The sequence below is a fragment of the Rhizobium sp. CB2179 genome (genome assembly GCF_057653455.1).
The window spans coordinates 906,039-924,953 of record NZ_CM172781.1 but is presented as its reverse complement, the minus strand read 5'-3'; the positions used below and the strand labels follow the sequence as shown (position 1 = coordinate 924,953).

At 61.8% G+C, this 18,915-nt stretch carries 20 protein-coding genes; 5 read left to right on the top strand and 15 right to left on the bottom strand.

The window, feature by feature from the left end:
- The first annotated feature begins 8 nt into the window (after positions 1 to 8).
- A complete protein-coding gene (locus AC244Q_RS04660; RefSeq protein ID WP_012756580.1) occupies positions 9 to 455 on the top strand; it encodes a MarR family winged helix-turn-helix transcriptional regulator in 447 nt (148 codons plus the stop codon).
- Positions 456 to 799: 344 nt separating this feature from the next.
- Here AC244Q_RS04660 and AC244Q_RS04655 read toward each other — a convergent pair whose 3' ends face one another.
- Entirely contained in the window at positions 800 to 1,222 is a 423-nt protein-coding gene (locus AC244Q_RS04655; RefSeq protein ID WP_003546481.1) for an organic hydroperoxide resistance protein, read from the bottom strand.
- A gap of 125 nt (positions 1,223 to 1,347) precedes the next feature.
- Here AC244Q_RS04655 and AC244Q_RS04650 point away from each other — a divergent pair, with 125 nt between their 5' ends.
- On the top strand, positions 1,348 to 1,833 hold the full coding sequence (locus tag AC244Q_RS04650) for a MarR family winged helix-turn-helix transcriptional regulator (protein ID WP_017993366.1): 486 nt from the start codon (positions 1,348 to 1,350) through the stop codon (positions 1,831 to 1,833).
- A 57-nt stretch (positions 1,834 to 1,890) separates the two neighbouring features.
- Here the strand turns inward: AC244Q_RS04650 and AC244Q_RS04645 are convergent, their stop codons facing one another.
- From AC244Q_RS04645 to AC244Q_RS04585, 13 genes are all read right to left on the bottom strand, one after another.
- Complete coding sequence (locus AC244Q_RS04645; RefSeq protein ID WP_003546479.1) at positions 1,891 to 2,115, bottom strand: hypothetical protein; 225 nt, start codon at positions 2,113 to 2,115, stop codon at positions 1,891 to 1,893.
- 225 nt (positions 2,116 to 2,340) lie between these two features.
- Positions 2,341 to 2,580: a 30S ribosomal protein S21 gene (gene rpsU / locus AC244Q_RS04640; RefSeq protein ID WP_003546477.1), complete on the bottom strand. Its 240-nt coding sequence runs from the start codon at positions 2,578 to 2,580 to the stop codon at positions 2,341 to 2,343.
- A gap of 56 nt (positions 2,581 to 2,636) precedes the next feature.
- The gene (locus tag AC244Q_RS04635; RefSeq protein WP_012756578.1) at positions 2,637 to 2,921 is read right to left on the bottom strand and encodes a hypothetical protein; all 285 of its coding nucleotides are present in this window, start codon (positions 2,919 to 2,921) and stop codon (positions 2,637 to 2,639) included.
- A gap of 251 nt (positions 2,922 to 3,172) precedes the next feature.
- On the bottom strand, positions 3,173 to 3,382 hold the full coding sequence (locus tag AC244Q_RS04630) for a cold-shock protein (RefSeq protein WP_003546468.1): 210 nt from the start codon (positions 3,380 to 3,382) through the stop codon (positions 3,173 to 3,175).
- Positions 3,383 to 3,708: 326 nt separating this feature from the next.
- Positions 3,709 to 4,443 carry a L,D-transpeptidase gene (locus AC244Q_RS04625; protein ID WP_003557650.1) on the bottom strand — a complete coding sequence of 245 codons (735 nt, stop codon included), beginning with the start codon at positions 4,441 to 4,443 and terminating at the stop codon, positions 3,709 to 3,711.
- A 177-nt stretch (positions 4,444 to 4,620) separates the two neighbouring features.
- Entirely contained in the window at positions 4,621 to 5,427 is an 807-nt protein-coding gene (locus AC244Q_RS04620) for a L,D-transpeptidase (RefSeq protein WP_003557646.1), read from the bottom strand.
- Between the two features lie 100 nt (positions 5,428 to 5,527).
- Positions 5,528 to 6,226, bottom strand: a complete 699-nt coding sequence (locus AC244Q_RS04615) for a nucleotidyl transferase AbiEii/AbiGii toxin family protein (RefSeq protein WP_012756576.1) — start codon at positions 6,224 to 6,226, stop codon at positions 5,528 to 5,530.
- A 55-nt stretch (positions 6,227 to 6,281) separates the two neighbouring features.
- Positions 6,282 to 6,518, bottom strand: a complete 237-nt coding sequence (locus tag AC244Q_RS04610) for a hypothetical protein (RefSeq protein ID WP_128407449.1) — start codon at positions 6,516 to 6,518, stop codon at positions 6,282 to 6,284.
- A gap of 46 nt (positions 6,519 to 6,564) precedes the next feature.
- Positions 6,565 to 7,485, bottom strand: a complete 921-nt coding sequence (locus tag AC244Q_RS04605) for an alpha/beta hydrolase family protein (RefSeq protein ID WP_128407448.1) — start codon at positions 7,483 to 7,485, stop codon at positions 6,565 to 6,567.
- Between the two features lie 112 nt (positions 7,486 to 7,597).
- A complete protein-coding gene (locus AC244Q_RS04600) occupies positions 7,598 to 9,223 on the bottom strand; it encodes a cisplatin damage response ATP-dependent DNA ligase (protein ID WP_128407447.1) in 1,626 nt (541 codons plus the stop codon).
- A 262-nt stretch (positions 9,224 to 9,485) separates the two neighbouring features.
- The gene (locus tag AC244Q_RS04595) at positions 9,486 to 10,496 is read right to left on the bottom strand and encodes a ligase-associated DNA damage response exonuclease (RefSeq protein WP_012756571.1); all 1,011 of its coding nucleotides are present in this window, start codon (positions 10,494 to 10,496) and stop codon (positions 9,486 to 9,488) included.
- Between the two features lie 197 nt (positions 10,497 to 10,693).
- A complete protein-coding gene (locus tag AC244Q_RS04590; RefSeq protein WP_245460611.1) occupies positions 10,694 to 11,992 on the bottom strand; it encodes a tetratricopeptide repeat protein in 1,299 nt (432 codons plus the stop codon).
- A 275-nt stretch (positions 11,993 to 12,267) separates the two neighbouring features.
- Entirely contained in the window at positions 12,268 to 13,098 is an 831-nt protein-coding gene (locus AC244Q_RS04585) for an alpha/beta fold hydrolase (protein WP_017993360.1), read from the bottom strand.
- A gap of 104 nt (positions 13,099 to 13,202) precedes the next feature.
- On the opposite strand from AC244Q_RS04585, the gene AC244Q_RS04580 reads away from it, so the two are divergent.
- Complete coding sequence (locus AC244Q_RS04580) at positions 13,203 to 14,174, top strand: glycerophosphodiester phosphodiesterase family protein (protein ID WP_128407446.1); 972 nt, start codon at positions 13,203 to 13,205, stop codon at positions 14,172 to 14,174.
- 3 nt (positions 14,175 to 14,177) lie between these two features.
- On the opposite strand, the gene AC244Q_RS04575 is transcribed toward AC244Q_RS04580, so the two are convergent.
- A complete protein-coding gene (locus AC244Q_RS04575) occupies positions 14,178 to 16,475 on the bottom strand; it encodes a sensor domain-containing protein (RefSeq protein ID WP_128407445.1) in 2,298 nt (765 codons plus the stop codon).
- A gap of 253 nt (positions 16,476 to 16,728) precedes the next feature.
- On the opposite strand from AC244Q_RS04575, the gene AC244Q_RS04570 reads away from it, so the two are divergent.
- On the top strand, positions 16,729 to 18,096 hold the full coding sequence (locus tag AC244Q_RS04570; protein WP_128407444.1) for a TIGR03808 family TAT-translocated repetitive protein: 1,368 nt from the start codon (positions 16,729 to 16,731) through the stop codon (positions 18,094 to 18,096).
- A 150-nt stretch (positions 18,097 to 18,246) separates the two neighbouring features.
- Entirely contained in the window at positions 18,247 to 18,912 is a 666-nt protein-coding gene (locus AC244Q_RS04565) for a glutathione S-transferase family protein (protein ID WP_113546468.1), read from the top strand.
- The last annotated feature ends 3 nt before the right edge of the window (positions 18,913 to 18,915 follow it).

Below are 18,915 nucleotides of genomic sequence, written 5' to 3'. Positions count from 1 at the left end.
AATGGGGCATGTCAAATTCGATCGAGATTCCCTTTTCCACGACGCTGTTGGTGCGCGACACCTGCCTCTGCCTGCATGTGCAGCGGGCGGCACGCGCGCTTGCCCGGCTGTTCGACGATGCGCTGAGGCCGGCCGGGCTGACCAATGGGCAGTTTTCGCTGATGATGTCGCTGAACCGGCCGGAACCACCGCCAATGGGGCCGGTCGCCGCCCTGCTCGCCATGGACCAGACGACGCTGACGGCGGCGCTGAAGCCGCTGCAGCGCAAGGGCTGGGTGAAGGTGATGGAGAACCCGAGGGACAGGCGCGGCCGGCTGCTGAGCCTCACCGTCGAAGGCAAGGCGGTGTTGGCGAGAGCGCTGCCGATCTGGGAAAGCACGCATGCGATGATCGACGGAAAGCTGCCGGATGGCGGCGCCGCAAGGCTGCGGCAGGACCTGCAGGCGCTGTCATGAATGATGGCAGAAACGCCCGGGCCGCCGGGCTGAACGCCGACCTCGTCACAGCGGACGGCTAGCGGCCGAATAGAGCAAGCCGATGGCTGCCCCTCACCCTAGCCCTCTCCCCGTAAAAACGGGGAGAGGGGACGTGCCCCGCGAGAGGTTGGCGAGGAACGGAGAGGTCGCGGCATATCCCCTTCGCCCCGTTTACGGGGAGAAGGTGGCGGCAGCCGGATGAGGGGCTGGCCTCACCGATCTCCTGGGCCGGGCTCTACTGCGTTCGTCTCAGGAGTTGAAGCGCGACGGCGTCCGGCCGAAGATGGAAGCTGCTCCCACACTTTTGCTGGGAATTGCTCCGATCAGGCGACGGTGACCGGGACCTCGGTCGAGGTGCGCATGGCGTGGCTGTAGGGGCAGACGATGTGGGCTGCGGCTGCGAGCTTTTCAGCGGTTTCGCGGTCGAGACCCGGAATGTTGACCGTCAGCGCCACTTCGATGCCGAAGCCGCCGCCATCTTCACGCGGGCCGATGCCGACCTTGGCGGAGACCGTCGTGTCCTCGGGAATCTTGACCTTCTGCTGGCCCGCGACAAATTTCAATGCACCGAGGAAGCAGGCGGAGTAGCCGGCAGCGAAAAGCTGTTCGGGATTGGTGCCGGTCGCGCCGTCACCACCGAGTTCCTTGGGAACTGTCAGCGTCACGTCCAGAACGCCGTTTTCGGAAACGGCGCGGCCTGCGCGGCCGCCGGTGGCAGAGGCTTTGGTCGTATAGAGAATAGGCATGACGATCTCCTTTGATTGGCCCTTCGATCGGGTTGGATTTTTATTATCGCACAATTAAATTGTACGCAAGTGAATTTTGCAAATTGCATTTCGGATTCGAAAAGAGGACAATCAGCGCCTCAGGGATGATGGATATGAAAGCGCAAACGACGAAGACGATGGAGATACCGCAAGAGGAGAAGCGGCTGGAAAAGCAGTTGTGCTTCGCGGTCTACGCGACAGCGCATGCTTTCACCCGCGCCTACAAGCCGATCCTCGACAAGGTCGGCCTGACCTATCCGCAATATCTGGTGATGCTGGTGCTGTGGGAACGCGGCGAATTGCCGGTGAAGACGATCGGCGAGCAACTGGATCTCGATTCCGGCACGCTATCGCCGCTGTTGAAACGGCTGGAACAGAGCGGGCTGCTCAAGCGCATCCGCGACCTGCGCGACGAACGGCAGGTGATCGTGTCGCTGACCCCGCAAGGTCAGGCAATGAAGGGGGAGATCGATACGATCATGACGGCGATCGGGCAAGCCGCAGGCTGCACGCTTGAGGAAATGGCCGAGATGCGCGACATGCTGCATCGGCTGCGGGGCAATCTCGGGCGGGCCGGCACGGGCGGCTGAACGCATTCATCCGATAGAGCCGGCACACCCGGTAGAGCGGGCGGGCGCGCCGAGAGATCAGGGCCGCGGCTTAGCCGGCGACCGGCGCTTCTTGGCAGGCGCCGCCTTAGGTTCGGCCTCGGCCTCCTGCTGCAAACGCAGCGCCTTCAGCTTCTCCGTCTTCTTGTCACGGGCCGATGCCTCGGCGGCGATAATCGCGCGCGCCGTGTGGTCGGTCGCTTCGGCCTTGTCGCGAGACGAAAGCTTGGCAGGATTGAAGAATTCTCCCTTGGTGGCGGTCATGTGCCCCTTTCCCAGGTGATGGCGGCGTTGCTGCATAGTTCCTCAAATCGAAATCGGTTCAAGGAATTATACTGAAATTCAAGTGTCACAGCCTCCTTTGCGCGTCTGGAAAAGACGCGCGGCGCTGTAAGCCATGGCTCCACGGCAGAAACCATGATTCACGGTTGGCCGTGATTCCGCGGTGAGCCCGTGATGCCACTGTTGGCCGTGATGCCACAGCCGGGATTAGCGGGTGGGGCGGAGAACCTTCTTCGGCGCCGGCAGCAGACCTTCGCGCTGCAACTTCTTGCGGGCGAGCTTGCGCTGGCGGCGAATGGCCTCGGCCTTTTCGCGGGCGCGCTTCTCGGACGGCTTCTCAAAGGCGCTGCGCGCCTTCATTTCCCGGAACAGGCCTTCCCGCTGCATCTTCTTCTTGAGCACGCGGAGCGCCTGATCGACATTGTTATCTCTGACGAGTACCTGCAAAACGATATCCTTCCTGTCGCGGCGGCCGCCGCACTGTCCAAATTAAAAACGCGGGACTATTTCCCGATTTTGATGCTCGAAAACTTCAGCCAGGGCTCGGCGCCGTCGGACTTGGCTGCCGCCTCGGGGGAAGCCCTCGACGGAGATTCACCGGTATCGATGTCCGCCTCAGTGATGCGGCGCTCGAAATTCTCTGCGTCGAACTGGACGCGATATTGCACATGCCCATGGTCGTTGGGCAGGATGCTGGAGATCCGGCACCGCTTATCGGCTTTCGCCGTGCGGGTGAGGCCCGATTTCAGCACGATCATGTCGCCGACTTTATAGTTTGGTCTGCCCATTTCAGCGTCCCTTCGACTCTTCGGCTGCTCACTCGGTCAATCAGAACGACCGGGGGTCATTCAGGAACGACCGGGCATTCCGGAAAAGCCTGCGATCAAAGCAAAAAGGCCGGGCTGGTACCCGACCTCTTCCAGTCACTCAGCCCGCCGCCGGTATCGGTAGCTCGCTGCCAGTACATCCGTGGTCAGCTTGCTGCCAGCACATGGCCAGCCTGCTGCCATATTCATGGCCAGCAGAGGCGAATGACAAATCATGCGGCCTGAAGGTTGTCAGCCGAATTCTTGCCGGACTTCTTGTCGCGGACGAGATCGTAGCGGATCTTCTGACCTTCAACGAGTTCGCGCATTCCGGCGCGTTCAACCGCTGAGATATGGACAAAAACGTCCGTAGAACCATCATCGGGCTGAATGAAGCCAAAACCCTTGGTGCCATTGAACCACTTGACGACGCCTGAATTCATAACGATCTCCTTTTCAACCGTTTGTGTTCGCCTGCGGAATAATCCCCGACAAGCCGTATCGATGTTGAGAGGATATCTGACGGAGCGCTCAAGCGCGTGGACAAAGGTCGCAAGCAATTCGATACGCACCATGTAGGATATTTACCGAATTAAGCAATGCTATTTCGGAAAATAATTCTCTCGCGGGCGCAAAATGAAGCTCTTGCCCCCGCGGAAAGCACCCTTTTTCCCCGGGGCAAAGCACTCGCTTGCCTGGGGCAAAGCATCTGCTTGCCCGGGAAAAGGATCAAGCCGAGGCGGCCGGATTGCGGCCGCCTCGGTGACGATTACTGCCAGACGACGATGGGCGCCTTTGTCGGCACGCGGTCGTAGAGATCGATGATATCCTGGTTCATCAGCCGCACGCAGCCCGACGAGACGGCCTTGCCGATCGAGCGCCAGTCGGGATTGCCGTGCAGGCGGTAGAGCGTGTCCTCTCCATTCGAGAAGATATAAAGCGCGCGGGCGCCGAGCGGGTTCTTCAGACCCGGCTCCATGCCGCCGTTCTCGATCGAGTATTTGACGAGTTCGGGCTGGCGGGCAACCATCTCGTTCGGCGGCTTCCAGCGCGGCCATCTCTGACGCCACTGGATGACGCCCGAACCCTGCCAGGCGAAACCCTCGCGGCCGATGCCGACGCCGTAGCGCATCGCCATGCCGTCACCCTGGACGAGATAGAGGAAGCGCGACGGCGTATCGACGACGATGGTGCCGGGAGGCTGACCGGTGGGATCGACGACGCGCTGGCGATAATAGCGCGGATCGATCTGTTCGTAGGGAACGGCTGGAATGAGAAAGCCGCCGTCTTCGATGGGACCATACATGACGGCAAGCTCAGCCCCACTCGGCACGCTCGACGCACCCGGGGACTGGAACAGGCGCATGGGCGAACGGTAGGTGATCGTCGTATCGCCTGATGTCACGGTGTTGGCTGAGGAGGCGCAGCCGGCGAGCGCGGAGGCTGCGGTCAACGCCGAAAAGGAAAGAAAGCTGCGGCGGGAAAGATGTCTATCGAAGCTCATGACGCGGGACTGATTTCCTCTGATGCGGGAAGCCGGACGAGACGTCCGGATAAACCGGTGATTCGTCCAATGCCGATAACAACATCAAAAGATCTATCGGCTTGCGCCAAATAAACCATAGCTTCACGCAGACGTGTCCAGCCCGGAGCGGACGATATGGGTAGCGCTGTTGCAGCGCTACATCACAACGATCTCGGCCTTGGCCGAAACGCGGTCGTAAAGATCGATAACGTCCTGGTTCAGCATGCGCACGCAGCCCGACGAGGTTGCCTTGCCGACCGACTGCCAGTCAGGTGTGCCGTGGATGCGATAGAGTGTATCCTGCCCGTCCTTGAAGATATACATGGCGCGGGCGCCGAGCGGGTTCATCAGCCCCGGATTCATGCCGCCATTCTCCGCCCCGAACGGGCGAACTTCAGGCTGGCGCGAGACCATTTCGACCGACGGCGTCCAGCGCGGCCACTTCTGCTTCCACTGGATGACGCCGCGCCCCGACCAGGCGTAACCGTCGCGACCGAGGCCGACGCCGTAGCGCATCGCCTTGCCGTTGCCCTCGACGAAATAAAGGAAATGCGCCTTGGTATCGATGACCACGGTGCCGGGACGCTCAGCCGTCTGATAATCGACCTCCTGGCGCAAGAACTGCGGCTGCACGCGGCTGACCGGGATCGCCGGCAGGGTGAAATCCTCGTCACGCTGCTGACCGTACATTGCCATGTGCACGGGATTGGTAACCGGCAGGCCATAGGTCTGGTGGAACTGGGTCTTGTAGAGTTCGCGCGTCTGCGGCACCGGCTGATCGGGGATCGGCCGCACCCGGCGCGGATCGACGCCGGGCGGCTGATAGAAGACCGGCGAGGTTTCCTGGACGAAGCGGGCGGGCGAATCGGCGGCGACATCGGGAATGAGGATGTTGCAGCCGCTCAGCGACGCAACTGCAATCACGAGCCCGGCAAGTGGGAAGACCCGGCGCAGAAAATTCATGGAACCACCCTTATCAACGATCGGCAAGACAGCGATATCTGCCGGGACGATGGCATCTGCGGCTGGCGCGAGGCTGGCGTTGGGGTGGGAAAGCTGCGGGCTAAGACGACCAGAGCCGCCGGGCTTCGCCGCGAAGCGCAGCGATCGCCTGTGCGGCAACGTCACCGTCCATCTGCAGAACGCTTGCGGCATGTCTCAATTCAGTCTCGTCCTCAAGTCTGGCGAGGACCCAGCCGATCTTGCGCTCAATGTCTTGCCCATAAGCTTCCGTCGCCTTGAGAACAGCGACAGCGGGAATTTCCACGTAGCGGGTGAGAAGCATGCCGAGATCGATAGCATCACGGTAGGCGACGGCCCTGTCCTGGCAGCGGTCAGCATTGGCGAGCAGTTTTTCAGCGAACATATCCGGCAGCGACAGCATGGGAATGTTCAGCTGTGGATCGAGGGTGCCTTCAAGAGCAATCCGGGCCTCACGCACGATTTCAAAGCGAATCGGCTGCCCTTCAAGGGTAAGAGCCGTGCGTATTCCATACTGATCTGTCCTGATATCCCGGAGCGCGGCTACCGGCTTTGCGAAAAACGCCCCTACTCCGCTTTCGACCGCCGCCATGCGCAAGACGCGATATCCCTCGCCATCCGCACAGAGAAAATCGACATCGAGCGACAGTCGGTATTCGTCGAGATGCATGACTATCGCGGTTCCGCCGGCAAACCAACACTTGTTGGCCAGAAGAAAATCAGCCTCCATCAACTGAAGAGCCGCGGCGATGGTGCGATGTTCCGGACGTCTGAATTCCATGGTGGCCACTCGATTTCCGCCCAAGCCTAAACGCGAAGGATAAAGAAACGGAAAATCAGGAAACGAGCAGGACGCCGTTGCCATGGGTGGCGGCCAGCTCGCGGATCAGTTGCGCCTCCCGCTCGGTCAGCCTGCCGGTATCGACGAAACGCCAGTTGCGTTCATAAAGCGCGAAGGCCTCGTTGGCAGGCATGGCGCGCGCGGGATCGCGATTCCAGGCGAGCGATTTCAGCTCGGGGAAGTCGTTCGGCACAATCATGCTTTCTGGCATGCTCTCTGCGTTCGTCGTCATTCCCACAATATAGGGCCAATAGCCCTCAATTTGAAGCGGCTGGAATTCAGGCCGCCACCCCGTGGAAGAAGCGGATGCTCTGTTCGATCTCGGCCGGCAGCGCCGAGGTGTGATTGCCGGCGATGGTTTCGGTCTCGATATGGACGCCGGCGGCGCGGGCGCGGCGGGCCAGCAGATCGGCGCGGTCGTTGAAATGCGGCTCCTCCGTGCCGTGGACGACGCGGATCGGACATTTGAAGCTATGAGCGTAACACAGGGCCGAACGCACCTCGAATTCATGCTTATTGCTGTCGTCGAAGCGAATATCCTGCGGATAGCGGTTGAAGAAGCGGAAGGCATCGGGGTTGCCTGAAATCGGTGCGGCGGCGCGGAATTTGTGAGTGGTCATCGCCGTCAGCATGGTCAGCGTGCCGCCGATGCTGTGGCCGGCGATGAAGAGGCGCTCGGGATCGACACCTGGCAGATGCGCCAGGCGCTCGGTGGCGGCGAGCACGTCGTCGACCTCGTCGTAAAAACCGGAGAAATTGCCCATCTGGCCGTTTTCGCCGCGCAACGACGGCATCATCACGACATAACCGGCATCCATATAGGGTTTCATCAGCTGCCAGTGGCCGACGCCCATGGCATTGCCGCCGTGCAGGAAGAGCACGGCAGGCTTGGCAGCGCGCTCGCGCTTGTATTTCGAGACCCAGGCCGCCAGCTCCAGTTCGCCGTAACCGGAGCGGTAGAAGATCTTGTCGGCATCGGCAGGCGCATTCAGCAGTTCGTATTTGTCGGGCGCCGGGCCCTTCTGCAACAGCTTGGTGCGGAAATGGTGGCGGACCTTGGCATAGTCGCGCTTGGCAAGGCGCGGCTCGTCCGGCACATCGAACGCGGCCGCCATGCGCGGCAGGACAAGTGCACCGGCAAGACCCGCCAGAACGGCACGGCGTTGACGGAAAAAAGAATTTTGTTCAAGCGAGCTCATAACGCACCCATCATTTTCCCGGCACGCAGAATCTGCACCGGAAGATCGTTGCCGCCAATACACATGATGTTGAAAATATTGCCCTGCGTCATTTTGCGCAGGGCATGCAACCTCACCCCGGCTTGGCCTCGATCATGGCGATCAGCGTGCGCAGCCGGTCGGCCTCGTAGGAGGGCTTGTCGGGGCGAAGGCGGGCGATGCGGGGGAAGCGCATGGCGACCCCCGATTTGTGCCGGGTCGAGCGGTTGATGCCTTCGAAGGCCACTTCGACGACGAAGCCGAAATCCTTGTCGGCGCGCACGGCGCGCACCGGGCCGAAACGCTCGGTGGTATTGTTGCGCACGAATTTGTCGAGCACCTCGAGCTCGGCATCGGTGAAGCCGAAATAGGCCTTGCCGACGGGCACCAGCTGTTCGCCGTCCTCGTCATCGGCCCAGACGCCGAAGGTGAAATCGGAATAGTAGCTGGAGCGCTTGCCGTGGCCGCGCTGGGCATACATCAGCACCGCATCGACGTTGTAGGGGTTGCGCTTCCACTTGAACCAGGGACCCTTCATGCGGCCGGCCTGGTAGATACTGTCGCGGCGCTTGATCATCACGCCTTCGATGACCGGATCGGGCGGCGCGGCGCGCAGAGTATCGAGCTCTTCCCACGACGAGAACGGCACGAGCGGCGAGAGATCGAAACGGTCATGAGGGGCGCGGTCGATGATCTCGGTCAGCCGATCGCGGCGATCGACATAGGTGCGGCCGCGGACATCGTCGTCGCCATCGAAGAGCAGGTCATAGGTGCGGATGAAAGCGGGGTAATCGCCAAGCATCTTTGCCGTCACCGTCTTGCGGTTCAGGCGCTGCTGCAGGTCGGAGAAGGTGCGGGTCGGGCTGTTGGAGCGCGCGGTGCCGCCGACCAGCAGCTCGCCGTCGACGACGCCGGAAAAATTGATCGCGTCGAGAATATCGGGAAAGGCGCCTGATATGTCGTCGCCGGAGCGGGAATAGATCTTGCGCCTGTCGCCGGAGCGGGAGAGCTGGACGCGGATACCGTCCCACTTCCATTCGGCGGCGTAGTTCACCGGATCGAGACTGGTCAGATCCCCCTCCTCCACCGCATTGGCGAGCATGACGGAGTGAAAGATCGCCGGTGTGGCCAGCACCGGTTTTTCGCCGCCATCCGCCAGCCATTCGAACAGCGTCTCATAGGGCGGCTGCAGGCCATGCCAGAGGGTTTCGATCTCGGTGACGTCCTTATCGCCGAGATCGGCCAGCGCCTGCTTGGCAAGGCGGGCGGAAACGCCGATGCGCATGGCGCCGGTGGCAAGCTTGATGAAAGCGAAACGGCCGGACGAATCCAGCCGGTCGAGAAGATCGCGAACGTAGCTGCGCACTTCAGTGCGGCCGAGTGCATTCATGCCGGTGACGACCTCGCCGAGACGCGGCTGAGCAAGGGCCGAGCGGTCGATATCCCTCTCATTGTCCCAGACGAGCGAGATGGTTTCGGCAAGATCGCCGACATAGTCGTAGGAATAGCGAAACAGCACCTCGTCCATGCGCTCCAGCACCAGCTCGCGCAGCATGGCGGGCTTGACGTTGCGCACCTCCAGCGTGCCGGCGATGGCGGCAAGGCCGTAGCCGCGGTCCGGATCCGGCGTGTCGCGGAAATAGTCGGTCAGCAGCTTCAGCTTGCCGTTGCGGCTGGGGGTCAGCACCAGGCGGTCGAGGAGGTCGGCGAAGGCTTTCATGGGCGCCTCCCACTGGCGTGAAGAGGCCCAACGGGTACTCCCTCATTCCCGTGCTTGTCACAGGAATCCAGCGCGTCCAAGTCCTTGGACGCGGGAGATCCTTTTACGTCGCATGAGTCTTTCACCGCGCCGACGCGCGGTGGCTGGATTCCTGTGACAAGCACAGGAATGAGGGTGTGAGAAATGCGGCGGGCGCGGCACGAAAGCCCCTCCCCCTTGTGGGGAGGGGTTGGGGCGGGGTTTTCAGCGACAAGCTCCACGCTCAATCCCCCTCATCCTCATAACCGACCAGATGCAGCGGCTTCGCCTTGATGCCCTGCAATTGGCACCAGCGCACCAGGGCTTCCTCGCGGCCATGCGTCACCCAGACCTCGGCCGGGTGCAGTTCCCGGATCGTTTCGGTCAGTTCCGGCCAGTCGCAATGATCGGAGATGACGAGCGGCAGTTCGACGCCGTGCTGTTTGGCGCGCTGGCGCACCATCATCCAGCCGGAGGCGAAGGCCGGCAGCGGCTCGTTGAAGCGCCTGGCCCAGCGGTCGGCGAAGGCCGATGACGGGCCGATGACGACCGCCCCCTTGAAGGCGGACTTGTCGCGGCTTTCGATCGTCGCCGGCAGCAGCTCGCCGAGATCGATGCCCTGCTCGATGTAATAGTCGCAGAGTTTTTCCATGGCGCCATGGATATAGATCGGTTCGGCATAGCCGGCATCGCGCAGCAGCCGGATGACGCGCTGAGCCTTGCCGAGCGCATAGGCGCCGACCAGATGGGTGCGCTCGGGAAATTGCCGCAGCGATGCCAAGAGCTTGCCGATCTCCTCCATCGGATCGGGATGATGGAAGACCGGCAGGCCGAAGGTCGCCTCGGTGATGAAGACATCGCAGGGAACCGGCACATAGGCGGCGCAGGTCGGGTCGGGGCGGCGTTTGTAGTCGCCGGAAACGACGATGCGGGTGCCGTTCTTCTCGATGGCGATCTGGGCGGAGCCGAGCACATGGCCGGCCGGATGAAAGCTCACCTTGACGCCGTTGACCAGCAGCTCCTCGCCGAAGGCTGCCGCCTGTTCGCTGGCGCAGAAACCGTCGCCGTAACGCAAGCGCATGATGTCGAGCGTCTGGCGGGTGGCAAGCACGTTCACATGGCCCGGGCGGGCATGATCCGAATGGCCATGAGTGACGAGCGCCTGCTCGACGGGCCGCACCGGATCGACATAAAAGCCGCCTTCCGGGCAATAGAGCCCCTCCGGGGCGGGATAAAGCAGCGCATCAGGTCTCATGAAACGAGAGATAGCGGGAAATGGGCGCGAGGCCAGAGGGCGGGACGAAGGGACTGGCGAATGCACTGGAATCGACCACTGCGCAAGCTCGTCTTCGTCGTGACGTTGGTCGAAAACACTCGGACAGTAACGAGCATGGCCGCCTTTCCTCAAGACGGCCATGCTGACCTTCCGTGTCTGCGACAGAAGGCCGTTGCTCAGGCGATAGGCGTCATCAGCAGGCTCGTTCCGTCGTGGCCAACCAGCATGTCCAGTGAGGTACCTGCATGGACGTCGACCGGCTGTGGGAAAGTGTGAAGAACCTGGAGCCAACCTCCATCATGATAGCCGTCGGGGTGGTTATCGAAAACCACACCCTCGATCAGATCGACCTTCATCCACTGGACGACCCCGACGGCGGAGCCGTTTGCCTGCACCGGCACCGATATCTTACGCAGCGCTGCAGAATGTTTGCGGGCGGTGAGATCCACGGCAGCGATCTCGAAATCGTCCGAAAGCCTGGTCCACTCGGTCATCGTGCCGTGAACGGGTAGGCGCAAAGGGGCGAGCGCATTGAACTGCGACATGTCGAAGCCGGAGACCTCGCCGACATGGGCATAGTTGGAGAGCGTTTCGCTGGCAACCAGGCAGCCGATGGCGGAGGCGGCGCGTGGAATGACGATCGCGTCCTCGCGGACCAGGCGGGCGTGGGCGTCCTCGAAGGTTTTCAGCACGCCTTCGGCAAGGAGATCGCTCGAAAGAATCTCGGAAATCAGGATGTCCGCGCGGGCTTTCATCTCTCTGCCGACAGAAAGTTCGGTCGAGGACTTTTCGAAGATGTCGATCTGTTCGCGATAACCATTGGCGGCGATGATCCTCTCCGCCGTCTGCGCTATGGCCGGCACACTCTCACAGGTCGCGATATTGGTGGCGCCAGCGCGCGCCGCCATCATCGACAGCAGACCGCTGCCCGCGCCGATATCGAGGATCTGCGCATCCGCTCCGCGCAGCTCTATGGCAAGGCGGATTGCCGCTTCAAAAGCATCGTTGCGTCGAGTGTCGTTCATCATGGCGATGTGCCAGAAGGGCACGATCAACGAGGAGATCCGTCTTATCTGATGCCAGGCATTGATATTGTCCGGCTGCAACCGCAGAACATGACGGAATTCGGCCAGCGCCTCCGGCTGCCGGCCGGAATCGGCCAATGCGACAGCGAGGTTGTTCCGCACGAGAGGATTTTCGGGTGACAGGCCACGTGCCATCTCATAGCAGCCGACCGCTTCCGCCGACCGGCCGAGCTGACGCAGCAGCGCACCTTTTTCCATCAGGGCGACGAGATGGCCGGGATTGAGACCGAGCAGCTTGTTCCAGTAGTAGAGAGCGGTTTCTGCATCACCTCTCTTTGCGACGACACTCGCCAGCAGCGGTAGGATATCTATCGTGCGATAGTCCTTGTGGAGGACTCGGACATAGGCTTTCTCGGCGCTTTCGAAATCGCCCGAGGCCTGAAAACTCATAGCGTCGCTCAGCGATTTTTGCGCGATCGAAACTCGCTCTTCAATATCGATACTGATCAGCCCTGCTCCCTGGGCCTTCTCAAGACATGCGGGGGAGCCGCGGATCGAGCACACGCCATCGGCCGCGCAACCTACCCATGCATAGGAAATCACATGAGCGGGCGGCGGCTCGAAGGTTTCCGTGAGCGAACGACAAAACGAATCCTTCCCACAGGACCCTACGTTTGCCGTTCCGAAAAAGTTACCGAATTCTTAGGAAATTGCCCTGCCGCGGCTCAACGCCGCAAGTCTTCATTTTTTCGTGTGCCGATGTCATCCAGGAAGTTGACCACAGCGACATTAAACTCACCCGGTCGCTGCAGCGGCGCGAAATGGCTGACGCCTGTCAGATAGATCATCTCAGCGTTCGGAATGCTGCGGGCAAGATATTCGGCATGGTCGGGCTTGATGAATTCGTCGTGCTCGCCAAGCACGATTGCGACAGGCACGCGGATCAGGCCCAAGTCGGAAGCCTGATAATTCGGCTCCGTTCGCATCATCAGGCTGACCGCCTCGACGAATGGGTTGAAATCATCCGGCGTGGTGGACAATGCGCCATAGTCCTTGGCGTGCCGGCCGAAGCATCGGTCGATGACCGGGGTCGGGACGAATTCCCGCGTGCCGCTCGGATCCATGTTGCAGGCGAAGAAGAAGACGCCCTCGACCCGCGACGGCGCCGTCATGGCGAGGATCAAAGCGATGCAGGCGCCGTCGCTCCAGCCGATAATGGCCGCCTTGTCGAGATGCAGTTCGTCCATGACGGCAAGCACATCGGCAGCCATCAACTCATAGCTATAGGGACGGGAATCTCGGGTGCTTCTTCCATGGCCGCGGCTGTCGACAAGCACGACGCGGCGGCCACGGCGTAACAGTGCCGGGACCTGATAGCCCCAGTTGCCGCTGTGGCCGAGGCCGCCATGCAGCAGAATGACGGGCGGGCCGGCGCCATAGCTCGCATACCAGATACGGGCGCCGTCATGCGCGACATGACCGTCGACTGCCGCCGGCGGCAACGGCGCGGCGCCATGCGCTTCGAAATGGATGAGTTCGTCGTCGTCAACTTCCATAGTGATCAGACTCATTGTTGCCGCAGCATAGAAAAGCCGGAAAACAGCCCAAGAACAACCAGAATCGTTTTCTAGCCCTTGCGATGCAACCAGGGGGATCGGCATTGGGCAGGAAGTTTTTCTTTTGTGCGGCGGCAATCGCGATCGCCGCAGCGGGCGTCTACCTCAACAATACCAGCCTGCTCGCCGAACATCGGCCGGGAAAGCCGGTGCTGCTCGCCCATCGCGGCATCGCCCAACGGTTCGACGAAACCGATCTCAAGAACGACACCTGTACGGCGAGCCGCATGCTGCCGCCGAATCACGATTATCTGGAAAACACCATTCCGTCGATGCAGGCAGGCTTTGCGGCGGGCGCCGATATCGTCGAGATCGACATACATCCGACGACGGACGGGCAGTTTGCAGTTTTTCACGACTGGACGCTCGACTGCCGCAGCGATGGGCACGGCGTCACGCGCGAGCATTCGATGGCTGACATGAGGAAGCTCGATATCGGCTATGGCTATACCGCCGATGGCGGCAAGACCTTTCCCTTTCGCGGCCGGGGCATCGGCATGATGCCGACGCTTGCCGAGGTGCTGTCGACCTTTCCGGATCGGCGCTTCCTCATCAACATCAAGAGCCGCGATCCTTCCGAGGGTGAAAAGCTCGCCGCCGTGCTCAACGGGCTTTCCACTGAGCGACGGGCCGAGATCATCGTCTATGGCGGCGACGAGCCGATCGACGTGCTGCGCAGGCTGGCACCTGATATCAAGACTGCCTCGCGCAAGAGCCTGAAGAGCTGCCTGTTCGGCTATATCAGCTACGGCTGGACCGGCCTGCTGCCGGACGAATGCAGACATGCGATGATGCTGGTGCCGATCAATATCGCGCCGTGGCTCTGGGGCTGGCCGGATCGTTTTCTCAACCGAATGCAGGATGCCGGGACCGAGGTTTTCGTGCTCGGCCCCTATCGCGGCAATGATTTTTCCACCGGCATCGACGACCCCGCGCAACTGGCGCGGCTGCCTGAGGACTATGCGGCGGGCATATGGACGAACGAGATCGAGGCGATCGGCAAGCTTATGAAATAAGTGTCAGAGACTGCGCGCCCGCAGCAATGGCGGGATCTCCTCCGGGGAGACCGGCTTGGAGAAGCGGAAGCCTTGCGCCTCCTCGCAGTGGGCCTGGCGCAGGAAATCCATCTGGGCGTCGGTTTCGACGCCTTCGGCGAGAACCGAGAGCTTCAGCGTCTGCGCCAGCGAAATGACCGCCGAGGCGATGGCGACGGCGGTTTTGTCGCCCGGCAGGGCCTCGACCAGCGAACGGTCCATCTTCAGGCGGTCGAAGGGGAAGGTCTTCAGCGCCGCCAGGCTGGAATAGCCGGAGCCGAAATCGTCGATCGACAGGCGGACGCCCAGCCCCCGCAGCGTTTCCATCATGGCAAGCGCGCGTTCGGCATTTTGCATCACCACGCTTTCGGTGACTTCCAGCTCCAGCCAGCGGGACTGCAGGCGGTGGCGCTCGAGCGCCTCGGCGACGTGGGTTGCGAAGTCAGGATCGGCGAACTGCTTGGCCGAGACATTGACGGCAATCGTCAGCGGCGCCAGGCCCATGTCTTGCCAAAGACGCGCCTGGCGGCAGGCCTCGTTCAACACCCAGAGACCGAGGGGAACGATCAGGCCGGTCTCTTCGGCGAGCGGAATGAAATTGACCGGCGGCACCCTGCCCTTTGCCGGATGGTTCCAGCGCACCAGCGCCTCGAGGCCGGTGATGCGGCCGGTGGCGACATCAACCTGCGGCTGGTATTGGAGGAACAGCTGGTCGCCGGTGATCGCCTGATGCAATTCTTCGTGCTCGCCGAGCGGCATTCCGACCGGCGTGCTGCCGCCTTCGTGATGTTGCAATGTGTTGCGGCCGAGTTCCTTGGCGCGGTACATGGCGCGGTCGGCATTGGCGAGAAGCTCTTCCGAGGTCGCGCCATCGAAGGGGAAGGCCGCAACGCCGATGCTCGAGGTGACGGTGATTTCGCCGTCCGCGCCGCGGATCGGCCGGTTGATTGCCTTCTGCAGCTCGCGAAGGCGGCGCGTGATGCCGGCATCATGGCTCGACTGGTGTACGAGCACCACGAGGAATTCGTCGCCGCCGAGACGCACCACCATATCAGACGCCCTGACGCTATTGGCCATGCGGGTGGCGATCTCCTTCAGCACCTCGTCGCCGGCAGCGTGGCCGCGGCCGTCATTGATGTCCTTGAAATTGTCGAGATCGATATAGGCGACGGTCACCTTGCGGTTGTTGCGCCGGGCCTGGTCGAGGATGCTCGCCAGCCGTTCCTTGAGGAAGGCGCGGTTCGGCAGGCCCGTCAGATCGTCATGATGGGCCATGAAATGAATGCGGTCGTCGACACGCTTGCGCTCGATGGCGATGCCGGCGATATGGGTGGCGAGCGCCACCAGCGTCATCTCGTGGTCGGTGGGACGGCGGATTTCCCTGGAATAGAGCGCGAAGGTGCCGAGCACATTGTTCTGTGATGTGGCGATCGGCGTCGACCAGCAGGAGCGGAAGCCGAACGGGGCGATCAGGGCGCGAAAATCCTCCCAGAGCGGATCACTCATCACGTCGTCGACGATCACGGTCTGACCGCGCCAGGCGGCGGTGCCGCAGGAGCCGACCTTGGGACCGATCGTAACGCCGTCGATGAGCCGGCTGTAGCCGCCGGGCAGATTGGGAGACGCGCCGTGATAGAGCCTGGTGCCCTCGCTGTCGAGCAGCAGCACCGATCCGTCAATCCCATCGAGCTGCGCCTCGATCATCAGCACGAGCGCCTCGAGGATCATCGGCAACGGCTCGTTGCGGGCGATCATTTCGAGCAGGCTCGCCTGGCCGCGATGCAGATCCTCCTGGCGCTTGCGTTCGGTGATATCACGGGAAACACCGATCAGACCGACGATTTCGCCACGATCATTGCGCAGCGGTATCTTCGAGGTCAGCCGGCATATCGGTCTTCTGCTGCCGGGAAGAACGTAGGATTCCTCCATGTCGATGCGGGCTTCGCCCGTCGCCATGATCTGCTGCTCGATATCGAAATGGTGGCGCGCCGTCTCGAAATCGAACAGGTCGAAGTCGCGCTTGCCGGTCATCAGCGCAGCACTCTCCAGGCCAAGGCTGCTGGCGGTGACTGTATTGGCGAAGACGAAGCGGCTGTCACGATCCTTGACATAGAGAAAGTCGGGAAGTTCGTGGACGATTTCCTTGAGGCGCAGGTTCTCGATACCTTCGGAGAAGTGGTGGGCGGTCGATGCCATCATTGCCTCCGTCGCGGCGATGATGCGTCGCGTTTCGGCCGTCTGGGCATCGGTTGATTGCCATCGCCTGGCACCCAATTCGCGCATGACGCCATTCCCCCTGCGGCCGAAGGCCGTATTCCACACCCGCCATAATAGAAATTCCCTTAAAAGTAGTCCTCATTTCCTTCGGCTTGCTTAAATGAAAGGGTGAACAAGACGACAATATAAGCGGCGATATCCTGCCGCCGGGCTCGCCACAACGGCAATTTCGCCCGCCTTTGCCAAGCCTGTGCCAAAAGAATACATGCGGGGTTGGCACATTTCCTGCTACGGGCACGCTATGACGAGTGATCCCCGGATGCCTTCACGCCGCGACATGCTTTTATTCCTCGCTGCGTCAGCCGTGGCGGGAGGGGCATCGCGCGCGCTTGCCTCGCCGCTGACGGCAGCCACTCAGCCCGATCTGCGCGGGGCGATCGACGCAGTGGAATATCGCGCCATTCCCGAAAGCGGCGACCGCACGACCGGCAACCTTGAGCAGATGATCAAACAGGCGGCGCGCGAGAACGTGCCGGTGTTCCTGCCGCCCGGCACCTACCGGGTCTCCAACCTCACTTTGCCGGACAATACGCGTATCACTGGCGTGCCCGGCGCCTCGCGGATCGTCTATACCGGCGAAGGCCATCTCTTTTCGGCCGAGAACGTGCGGCGCATCGAGCTTTCCAATCTCGTCATCGACGGCGGCAACCGCTGGCTTGGCGACTATGCCGGCGGGCTTTTGCAATTCACCGGCGTCGACGAGGTGCTGATCGACAATTGCGAGATCGGCGGCAGCCGCAAACACGGGCTGCAACTGGAGCGCTGCGGCGGGCGGATCGAGCGCAGCCGGATCTCGGGGGCTGCCCAATCCGGGCTTTACGCAGTGGATTCCAGCGCCCTGTCGGTCACCGGCAACACGGTCTCGGATTGCGGCAATGGCGGCATCCTGGTGCATCGCTGGAAAAAGGCGGAGGACGGCACTATCGTCTCCGGCAACCGCATCTTCAACATCCGCGCCAATGACGGCGGCACCGGGCAAAACGGCAACGGCATCAACATCTTCCGCGCCGACGGCGTGTTGGTGGTGAATAACCAGATCTCCGACTGCGCCTTTACGGCGGTCCGCGCCAATTCGGCCTCGGACATCCAGATCAGCAGCAACCAGTGCCGGCGGTCCGGCGAGACGGCGATCTATGTCGAATTCGCTTTCGAGGGCGCTGTCGTCTCCGCCAACATGATCGACGGGGCGGCAAACGGCATCTCGATCGCCAATTTCGACGAGGGCGGCCGGCTGGCGAGCGTCACCGGCAATGTGGTGCGCAACCTGACGCTGCGCGGTCCATACCAGCACGAGGTCGGCTTCGGCATCGGCATTGCGGCCGAGGCCGACACGCTGATTTCAGGCAATGTGATCGAGGGCGCGCCGCGCTGGGGCCTGCAGATCGGCTGGGGTCCGTATCTGCGCAACGTCGTCGTGACAGGCAATGTGGTGCGCAAGGCGCCTGTGGGATGCGCCGTCTCGGTCGCCGACGGCGCCGGGACCGCCGTCATCACCGACAACATCTTCCAGGAGACCGCCGAAGGGGCGGTGCTCGGCTTCCAATGGGAGAAGAAAGTCTCCCGCGAGATGGCGGGCGGCGGCTCGCCCTATGCACAGCTGACCGTCGAGAGAAACCGCGTCTCCTGACTTTGCTTGCGCAATCGCCGACGCAAACCGCTTGCACTTTCTGGAATTGCTTGGCGTATCAAAAGCTTTCATCATCCCATCAGCGCCAGGGACTTCTCGCAGCCTGATCCGGCATTTACGGTCTTTGCACATATCGAGGGGGATACGTTCATGCTGACAATCTACGGGGTTTATCGATCGCGCGCCTCCCGCGTTTACTGGATGGCGGAGGAGCTCGGGCTCGAATTCCAGTCGGTGCCGGTGCTGCAGGCAAGGCGGCTAGCAGATCCGCTCTCTCCGGATGCGCCACTCAATACGCATTCGCCTGAATTTGTTGCCGTCAACCCGATGGCGCAGATCCCCAGCATTCGGGATGGCGACCTCGTCATGCACGAGTCGCTGGCGATCAACCTCTATCTCGCGCGTAGACACGGCGGGCCGCTTTCCGCACAAACCGTCGAAGAAGACGGATTGCTGACGATGTGGACGGTCTGGGCGGCTTCGCAGGTCGAGCCGCTTACGGTGAAGATCGTGCTCACCTATGATAACGGGCTCGAAAATAGCGACGAGGGCAAGCAGGCGATCGCCGTCTCCTGCCGGTCGCTGCGCAGGCCGCTGGCGGTTCTCGAAAACCACCTTGCCGGCCGGCCATGGATCGTCGGCGACCGCTTCACCGTCGCCGATCTCAATCTCGCTGAGGTGCTGCGTTACGCCCAAAGCGAAGAGACGCTTTTCGAAGCGCATCCCAACGTGAAGGCCTGGATCGAACGCTGCCAGTCCCGCCCGGCCTATGGGGCCATGCAGGCAACGCGCGGTAAAGAGCCGATCGAGGTTTGAAAA